Origin of the sequence: Cohnella sp. GbtcB17 (assembly GCF_019091135.1) — a bacterium.
Taxonomy (GTDB): Bacteria; Bacillota; Bacilli; order Paenibacillales; family Paenibacillaceae; genus Cohnella.
Map to the genome: position 1 here is coordinate 103,734 of NZ_JAGXJW010000001.1, position 9,051 is coordinate 112,784.

At 60.3% G+C, this 9,051-nt stretch carries 6 protein-coding genes; 5 read left to right on the plus strand and 1 reads right to left on the minus strand.

Going from position 1 to position 9,051, the window contains the following annotated elements:
- The first annotated feature begins 7 nt into the window (after positions 1-7).
- From KVT38_RS00410 to KVT38_RS00425, 4 genes are all read left to right on the plus strand, one after another.
- Positions 8-1,030: a Gfo/Idh/MocA family protein gene (locus tag KVT38_RS00410; protein WP_217591700.1), complete on the plus strand. Its 1,023-nt coding sequence runs from the start codon at positions 8-10 to the stop codon at positions 1,028-1,030.
- Positions 1,031-1,054: 24 nt separating this feature from the next.
- The gene (locus tag KVT38_RS00415; RefSeq protein ID WP_217591701.1) at positions 1,055-1,930 is read left to right on the plus strand and encodes a fumarylacetoacetate hydrolase family protein; all 876 of its coding nucleotides are present in this window, start codon (positions 1,055-1,057) and stop codon (positions 1,928-1,930) included.
- Between the two features lie 7 nt (positions 1,931-1,937).
- Positions 1,938-4,619, plus strand: a complete 2,682-nt coding sequence (locus KVT38_RS00420) for a glycoside hydrolase family 20 zincin-like fold domain-containing protein (protein ID WP_217591702.1) — start codon at positions 1,938-1,940, stop codon at positions 4,617-4,619.
- A gap of 185 nt (positions 4,620-4,804) precedes the next feature.
- Entirely contained in the window at positions 4,805-6,280 is a 1,476-nt protein-coding gene (locus KVT38_RS00425; protein WP_217591703.1) for a stalk domain-containing protein, read from the plus strand.
- 73 nt (positions 6,281-6,353) lie between these two features.
- Here the strand turns inward: KVT38_RS00425 and KVT38_RS00430 are convergent, their stop codons facing one another.
- The gene (locus tag KVT38_RS00430; RefSeq protein ID WP_217591704.1) at positions 6,354-7,616 is read right to left on the minus strand and encodes a TraB/GumN family protein; all 1,263 of its coding nucleotides are present in this window, start codon (positions 7,614-7,616) and stop codon (positions 6,354-6,356) included.
- A 259-nt stretch (positions 7,617-7,875) separates the two neighbouring features.
- Between KVT38_RS00430 and ypfJ the strand changes: the two genes are divergently transcribed.
- Positions 7,876-8,706 carry a KPN_02809 family neutral zinc metallopeptidase gene (ypfJ, locus tag KVT38_RS00435; protein ID WP_217591705.1) on the plus strand — a complete coding sequence of 277 codons (831 nt, stop codon included), beginning with the start codon at positions 7,876-7,878 and terminating at the stop codon, positions 8,704-8,706.
- The last annotated feature ends 345 nt before the right edge of the window (positions 8,707-9,051 follow it).

Here is a 9,051-nt window from a genome sequence, read left to right on the forward strand (position 1 = left end):
GAGCGGGATGGATAAAGTGAGAGTGGGGATCCTCGGCTTGGGCCGATGGGGCATGTGCCATCTGGAAGCGTTCAGCTCGCTGGGTACGGCGGAAGTCGTAGCGATATGCGACAGCTCCCCGGATCGCTTGGAGCAGGCCGGGAAGGCTTATGGCATCGCGAACGTGTACCAGAATGCCGATGACCTGATTAGGCGCGACGATATCGATCTCGTCAGCGTCGTCACCTTCGAAAGCCAGCATTTGGAACCGACTGTTAAAGCGTTGAAGTCGGGCAAACATGTCATCGTGGAAAAGCCGGTTACGACCCGGCCGGACGAGGCGAGGGCGATGCAAGAAGCGGCCGCCGCGAGCGGCAAGCTGCTGTTCCCGGGGCACCTGCTTCGCTTCGATCCGCGTTATGCCGCGATCAAGGAAGCCTTGCAGTCCGATCGGGTCGGCGCGCCGGTCAGCATGTACATGAAGCGTTCGCGGGAGCAGTTTTTGTTCCAGACGTTTCAGCGCGTGCACACCGTCTTCGAATTAATGATCCACGATATCGATCTGGCGATCTGGTACGTCGGATGCCGCGTCAGAAGCGTGAAGGCTTACGGAAGAACCGTCCGCCATCCCGGCGCCGCCGCTCCGGAAGTGCTGTGGGCGAACCTCGAATTCGAGAACGGGACGCTGGCCGTGCTGAACAGCAGCTGGACGACGCCCGACCAGGCCGGCGTCGAGATCGCGGACGCGATCGAAGTGATCGGACGGAGCGGCACTGCCCGTTTCGAGACGAGCGACGGGGGATTGCAGTTCTGGAACGACACGGGCAGACTGACGCCCGATACGGACATTCATGCCAGGCTGCATGGGCAATCGGTAGGCTGCCTGCGGGAGCAGCTGACGTATATATGCCGTTGTATCGGACGGGGCGAAGCGCCGGCCGTGATCTCTTTTAGCGATGCCGTTCACGGCGTCGAGGTCGCCGACGCGATCGTCGCCTCCTGCAAGTCGGGGCGCGAAGTGTCGTTAGGAGAGCCCGTCGTTCGTGAATGATAGAGAAGGGGGCGCAAACGCAAAATGAAATTGATGACTTATGCAACGGATGAAGGATTAAGGCTGGGCGTCCGGACCAAGGACGGTGTAGTGGAAATTCCGCTGGCGGGGGACTGGCCGCGGACGATGGAGGCGCTGATCGCCGGCGGCGAACCGGTCGTCGGACGGATCGAGGCGCATGTGCGCGAAGCGGTCGAGACAGGCGCCATCCTGCGCGAAGAAGACCTGACGTTCGGGCCCTGCGTGCCGAATCCGGGGAAAATCATTTGCGTCGGGTTGAATTATCGCGAGCATGCCGCGGAATCGAACATGAGCATCCCCGAATTCCCCGTGCTGTTCAACAAATTCAACAATGCCGTCGCCGCCCACGGACAGTCGATTCCATTGCCCGCATACGTAAAAGAAGGCGATTACGAAGTCGAGCTGGCCATCGTGATCGGCCGAACGGCGAGCGGCGTATCCAAAGACGAGGCGCTGGATTACGTTTTCGGCTACTGCATCGCCAACGACCTGTCGTCCAGGGACTTGCAGTTCAGGACGAATCAATGGCTGCTCGGCAAAAGCCTGGACCATTTCTGTCCGATCGGCCCCTACCTGGTGACGGCCGACGAGGTCGGGAATCCGAATGACCTCGAACTAAGCTGCCTCTTAAACGGTGAAGTCCGGCAGCATTCCAATACGTCGGACATGATCTTTTATTGCGACGAGCTGGTCAGCTACATTAGCGAATATATGACGCTCAGCCCGGGGGACATCATTCTTACGGGAACGCCCCAAGGCGTCATTTTCGGCTACCCGCCGGAGAAGCGCGAGTGGCTGAAGGATGGGGACGAGCTCGTGCTTGCGATCGACAAGCTGGGCAGGCTGGAAAATCGGATGTGCGCCAGGACAGGGGAGTGAGGCTGCCATGATGCTGGAGCTGCGGACGGATCCGGATCGAATAGCGCTTCCGACGCCTCATTTCCCTACGCGTATGCAGGCCGTCGTCTGGCGGAACTGGGGTTTGGTTCCGATCAAGCGACTGGCCTCGGTGCTCGGCGCTTCCGCAAAGCAGATCAAGGAAGTCGCTTCCGGCTTGGGACTCGAAATGTCGGCGACGGGAAACGAAGAGATATGGCTCAAGAGAGGCTACATTACGATCATTCGCGCCAATTGGCATCTGCTGCCGTTCGGACAGCTGCTCGAGCTGCTCGGCTGGACGGAGGCGCAGCTGGCTTTTACGCTGAAGGAGGACGATTTCCTCTGGATCAAGCTGGGCAGCTTCAAGCCGTGGACGGAGCCGGTCCGATACCGGCCGTTGAGTGCGGAGGAACAGGAGCTGACGCGGCAAATCCGGGAAACGGTCGCCGGTCTGCCGGATTTGCGGCGGGCCGGAACGGCGTCAGGAACAGGAACGGCGCCAGGAATAGGAACGGTGCCGGGAGCAAGGCTTGAAAAACCGTTCGCCTTTCTCGATTACGGTCGAAAACCGGATATGCGGCATCCCGTTCAGTATAGAGAGCCCGCTCCGGGGGAGATTCGGATGGACATCCCCTGGACAATTGAGGCGCCGGACGCCACTCCCATTCTCGAATCGGCGTTAGAGCGCTTCGCCACGAGGCATGAGCAGGTCTGGGGGACGAAGTGGATCGTTCGTCGAAGTTTCGGTCGAGCGCCAGGGGCGCCTGCGAATCCGGTCGTACGAATCGAGATCGCGGCCGATGCGTCCGCAGGCTCAGAGGATCATGCGGTTATCGTGGAGGAGGACCGAATCACGATCCGGGCGGCGGCGGAGACCGGCATCATGCGGGGGCTGCAATGGATTGCCGGGCAGACCGGTCAAGGCCGGGTTCCGTATCTGATGGCGGGAACGTACACGCGGACGACCAAATTCGATTTGCGTATCATCTATTCGTACAGCGCCGTGTATGGAGACCCGCTTTTGACGCCGGAATCGGATCCTTACCCGGAAGACCTGCTGGAACGGCTGTCCGAGGCGGGCGTCAACGGCATTTGGCTGCAGAGCGTGCTCTACAATCTCGTTCCCTTGAACGGTCTGCCGAAGGAGATGTCCGCGGACTGGGAGAAACGGATCGCCGGCTTGCGCCTGCTTGCGGCGCGCGCGGCGAAGTACGGCATCGGCGTTTATTTGTATTGCAACGAACCGCGTTCGATGCCCTTATCTTTTTTTGCCGACAAGCCCGATTGGCAGGGACATGCGGAGGACGGCTACGCGACGATGTGTACGTCCCACCCCGAGGTGCAGGCAATGTTGCGCGACGGGATATCCCGGCTCTTCGGCGAGGTTCCCGAACTGGCCGGTTTGTTTACGATTACGATGTCGGAAAATTGGACGCATTGCTATTCCCGCGCGGTGAACGGAATCACCAATTGCCCTCGCTGCGCGCAGCGGAGGCCGGGCGAGGTGGCGGCGGAAGTGAACGGCATCATTGCCGAAGGCGCATTCCGGGTCAAGCCCGATGCGCGCATTCTATGCTGGACTTGGGGATGGGCTTCCGGCTGGGGATGGACGGAAAAAGAGATCGAATTCGCCATCGAAAAGCTGCCCGATAACGTTATCGTGATGGCCACGAGCGAAGAAGCGATTCCGACGAGCGTCGCCGGCGTTCGGGGACAGGTCGCCGACTATTCGATGTCCGTCGTCGGGCCTGGCGACAAGTCGCTGCGAAGCTGGCAAGCGGCGCAGGCGCGGGGGCTGCGCACGGCGGCGAAGGTTCAATTCAATAATACATGGGAATGCTCGGCCGTGCCTTTCCTGCCCGTATTTCAACTGATCGAGGAGCATCTGGGCCGCTTGAAGGAATCCGGCGTCACGGGCTTGATGCTGAGCTGGACGCTGGGCGGTTATCCTTCCCTGAATCTCGCGCTGGCGGCCGACTATTACTGGGAAACCGATTCGCATGCCAGGCCGAGTATTCGCGAACGGATGGAAGACAAGTTCGGCAGCGCGGCGGGGCGGGCGATCGCCGATGCCTCGGCCGCCTTCGCCGGCGCGTTCCGGCAGTTTCCCTTCGATCTGGCCGTGCTGTATTTCGCGCCGCAAAACTTCGGACCTGCCAACCTGCTTCACTTGAACCCGACCGGCTTCGAGGCGACGATGATCGGCTATCCTTATGACGATCTGAAGAGTTGGCGGGGGATTTATTCGGCAGCGCAATTCGCCGGCCAATTCAAGAAATTGGCGGGTGGCTGGAAAAAAGGGCTGCGCTTGCTGGAAGCGGCGGGGGAGAAGCTGTCTCCCGGATCGGAGCGTGCGTATGACGAATTAATGACGGCTGCGACGGCTGCTTATCTTCATTTTTACAGCACGTTCCTGCAGATTGATTTCGTAAGGACGCGCGAAAAATATGCCACCGCGAGAAGCCTGTCCGTCCGATTGAAGGCTTGCCGCAGGCTGATCGATATCGCGCGCGCGGAAGCCGGCAACGCCGGGCAACTGCACGACCTTGTCTGCCGGGATTCCCGGATCGGATTCGAGGCCAGCAATCATTACTACTATACCGTTCAGGATTTACGGGAAAAAACGCTGAATTGCCGCGGCGTGATCGAAGCGCTTCAAAACATCGAGCGGCAGTTAACCGAGCTGTAAAGCGAGTCGGCGGGCGAAGTCGGCGGCCGATTGTTGTTCGTTTTTCATTGCCCGCCGCCTTCTGCTATCGCCCGCCAACGCCCGCCGCCATAACGCGACGGGCGTTTTTTACATTCCAGGAAACCTTTGAGCCATGCTTGGCGTCTAATGAAGAGTGATCCTCATCGACGAAAGGATGAATCAAATTGCCGATTTTAAATAAAAGACTTACGGCCCTGCTGACGGCCGCACTGCTGCTGCCGACCAGCGTGTCCGCCGCGGCGCCGGGCGGGACCGTATCCGCAGCCGCCGTTTCCCCGGCAGCCGAGGTCCGCGCCGTCGCTTCGACGGCCTTTGTCCAGGTCGTCGCCGGAGAATACTACTCGACCGCGCTGCGCGCAGACGGGACGGTATGGGCTTGGGGCCGCACGCTGTTCGGCGAGCTCGGCGTCCTGGAGTCCCGCCTGACGAGCAACATCGACAGGCCGGTCCGTCTCTTCGGGCTTCCGGCGATCGCCGCGATCTCGACGAACGGCGTCGGCAAGCAGACGGGCGTCGCGACGGACGGAACCGTCTGGGAGTGGGGTTCAAGAAGCGAGGCGCAAGGCGGCACGGCGCTGCCGATGCAAATCCCCGGCCTGCAGAACGTGAAGGCAGCCGTGCCCGGCTTCGCCCTCAAGAAAGACGGCACGCTATGGAAATGGACGTACGAACCGCAGGCAGAGGACAAGCCTAAGATCGTCGTTACGCAGATTGCAGGAATCCATCGCTTCGCGAGCATGATCGCCAAAGGCGACCTCGTGTACGCGATCGACGGCGCAGGCGCCGTTTGGGGTTTCGGGTCGATCCGCAAGCTCGACGGCAGCGGGCCCGCGTTTTTGGCTCCCGCGCGTCTTGCAGGCTTGCCTGCGATGAAGCAGCTGTCCGCGTACCAGGATCGTCTCGTCGGCGTCGATACGTCGGGCCGGGCATGGCAGGCGCAATTGGATTTCGATACGCTGTACCAGCAGGCCAAACCGGGGCCGGTTAGAGTAAAGGGCAAGCCGGTTCGAATCGCGACCTCGCTCAAGGCAGAGGAGGCGGAGATCGCGAGCTTCGACGCCGTGCTGATCCGAACGGCCGGCGGCGACGTATGGTCGACGAGCAAGTGGCTAACCGGCGCGGTAGGCAAGATCGGCGGCTGGTCCGGCATTCGCGAGATCGCGGCGGGCTATCATCACGGCTTGGCGATCGATTCTATGGGCAGGCTGTGGGGCGTTGGCGGAAATCAGTGGTTCGAGGCAGGTTCTCCTAACGTGAATGATGCCCGGATGCTTTACAAGCCTGCGCTCGTGCTGCCCGCGATCGGCGTCAAGGTCGACGGCAAGCCGCTCGCGTCGGGCTATCCGGCGGCGATGGCGGATAACCGCGTGTATGTGCCGCTTAAAGATACGGTTCGTTCGCTCGGCGGGACCTTCAAGGCGTCGCAGGACGGCGCCTATGAGATTGCGCTCGGCAAATCCACGTCCGTTTTCCGGTTCAACGACGCACAAGTGACGATCGACGGCTCGCCGGCGACACTGGCCGGCAAGCCGTATGTAGCCGCTGGTGCGGTTATGGTACCGGCCTCCATGTTCAAGCAACTGGGGATAACGGTTGTCTGGAACGCTAAGTCGGGCGAACTCAGCTTGAGCCAAGCATAACGCAAGGCAAAAGAAAGGATCGGGCACCTTAGAGGCCCGATCCTTTTTTGCGCCTGGGCGGCGTTCTTTCCGCTTACAGCTTCGTCACCGAATAGCCGTCATTTTTTAGATGCGTAACGATTCCGTCGTGGCCGAGCATGTGCGCCGCGCCGACGACGATCATGCGGGTGACGTTTTGGTCGTCGTTTAGGTAGCCCTCGATCTTGCTCGTCATTGTCAGGTTGCGGTCGATGATGAGGGCCTTGTAGTACTCTTGATTTTCCGCGGACGCCTTGGTCATCTCGACAAGTGCGTCCTCATCCCCCGTGACCCACATGCGCGTGAGCGCATCGATCCCCGCGCCGCCTTGGGCGCTTGGGAGATTGTAAGCGTCGATCGCTTCCTTGAGCTGCGCCTCCTGAAGGGCCGGAGAGAAGCGGTCGAACATGTCCAGCTGACTCTCCGCCGACTCCAGCGGGACGATCAGCTTGTTGTCCTGGGCGGCTTTTCCCATGAAATACACGTCGATGCCGAGATTCGCCTGATAGCCGTCGCTCTCGCTCTGCAGGGACGGAAGCGATTGCGCGACGACCCACGGCTCGTATTGGTCGAAAGCTGTGAGGGGCATTTTGTTCGCTATCAGGATGTCGACGAGCGACTGGTACGTTTCGGCGGAAATATGATCCTTCAGCGTCGTTCCGTCTTTATAGGTGCCTTTTTCCTCGACCAGCTTCTCCATCGCATCCGCGTCCACCTTCGTCATGTCGACTTCGACGCCGAGATAGCTCGAAGCCTTGTAGGCAGCCTCGATCTCCGCGCGAAGCGGGTACATTTTCGCTTGGGCGACGTGAATGGAGCCGAGCAGGTAGACGGTGTTGCCGTTTTTCTCCGCCTTCCATAGGAAACCCTTGCTCCCGCCCGGTAGACCGGCCGGCGCGAGAGCTACAGCGTTATTTTTCGCATCCCAGGTTACCTTGTAGCCGACCGCTTCGGCGACGAAGCGCAGCGGGACGTAGGTCGTGCCGCGAATGACGCGCGGGACAGCATCGAGCGACTCGACGACGCCGTTGACGACGGCCGTGTCGTTGCCGACCTGCAGGGCGAAGGACAATCCGCTTTTCGTTCCCGTTACGGTTTGGGTTTTGCCGTCCCAATAAAGATTGACGCCGAGCTTATCGGTCAGCGGCCGGAGCGGCACGAGCGTCGTGCCGTTTTCGACCATCGGCGCGCCTTGCTTGAACGAGACGGCTGCGCCGTCCATCCAGACGCTGACAGGCTTGGCGGCGGCTGAGGCCGCGCCGGAAAAGACGCTTACTGCCAGGAAGAGAGAGAGAAAAAGAGCACCGAGCTTTTTCAACTGTACAACACTCCTGTCCGTCGAATTTGGCGACCGTCGATTTGAAACGATCATGATAAATCTTTAATCCTATCTGAATGTATACAGAATTAGGAAATATGAAACAGAAAGAGTCGGAGGTGTCGGTCCTCGGACATGGTACGATTGTGCAGTTGCGCAGGCGGGGCCGCCGGGTAAGAGCTAGTAAGCAACTCGCTGGCAACGCGTCGAGAACGCGATAGCAGGCAACGACGTTAAAAGACGGCAGGAGGAAACCGATATGCAATGGCAGGGAAGACGAGGCAGCGCGAACGTGGAGGACCGGCGGGGCATGAGCGGCGGCGGCAAGCTCGTCGGCGGCGGCATCGGCGGCATTATCGTGCTGGTGATCGCGTTGTTGTTCGGCGGCGGCGACATCGGCAGCATCTTGAACAATATGACGGGCACGACGACGAGCTCCGTGAGCGATACGCCTTATCAGGGAAGTCAGCAGGAAGAGGAGCTGGCCCAGTTCGTATCGGTCGTTCTCGCGGATACCGAGGACGTATGGACGCAGATATTTGCGGAAAAAGGATTGACGTACGAGGATCCGAAGCTCGTCCTGTACAGCGGTAGCGTTCAGTCGGCCTGCGGGACGGCGGGCTCGTCCGTCGGACCGTTCTATTGTCCGGGCGACCACAAACTGTACATCGACCTCAGCTTCTATGACGAGCTGAAGACGAAGTTCCAGGCGCCGGGCGACTTCGCCATGGCGTACGTGATCGCGCACGAGGTCGGGCACCACGTGCAGACGCTGCTCGGCACGACCAACATGGGCGCGAAGCAGTCGAACGCCCAGTCCGTGCGCACCGAGCTGCAGGCGGACTACTTCGCGGGCGTCTGGGCGCATCACGCGCAGGACATGAACGTACTCGAGCAGGGCGACCTGGAAGAAGCAATCACGGCGGCCAGCGCGGTCGGCGACGATACGCTACAGAAAAAGGCGCAAGGCCACGTCGTGCCCGAAAGCTTCACGCACGGCACGTCCGAGCAGCGCATGAGATGGTTTAAAAAAGGGTTCGATAGCGGCACGATCGAGGGCGGGGATACGTTCAGCGCGAGAAATTTGTAAGTCGATGACTCATGGCATGCGAATCTATCGCGCAAACATCCGAAGCGAGCTAGAATTGGCCGGGACTGGCGGGCTATCGTGCACGTTTGCATAAAAGTCGATCATCAGAATAGTAAGAGCCGCCGGGGTCCGGCGGCTTCTTGGCGCTGTGGGGATGCAGGAATATTGCCAATGCTGAGGTGCTCCGGGCCGGTCGGATAGTGCCAAAAAGCACTATCTCCGCTGCAGAGGCGCTCCGAACCGGGCGGATAAGTGCAATAAGTCACTATCTCCGCCCCCAAGGTGCCTTGGACCATGCTGATAAGTTCCAAAAAGCACTATCTCCGCTGTAAAGGCGCTCCGAAC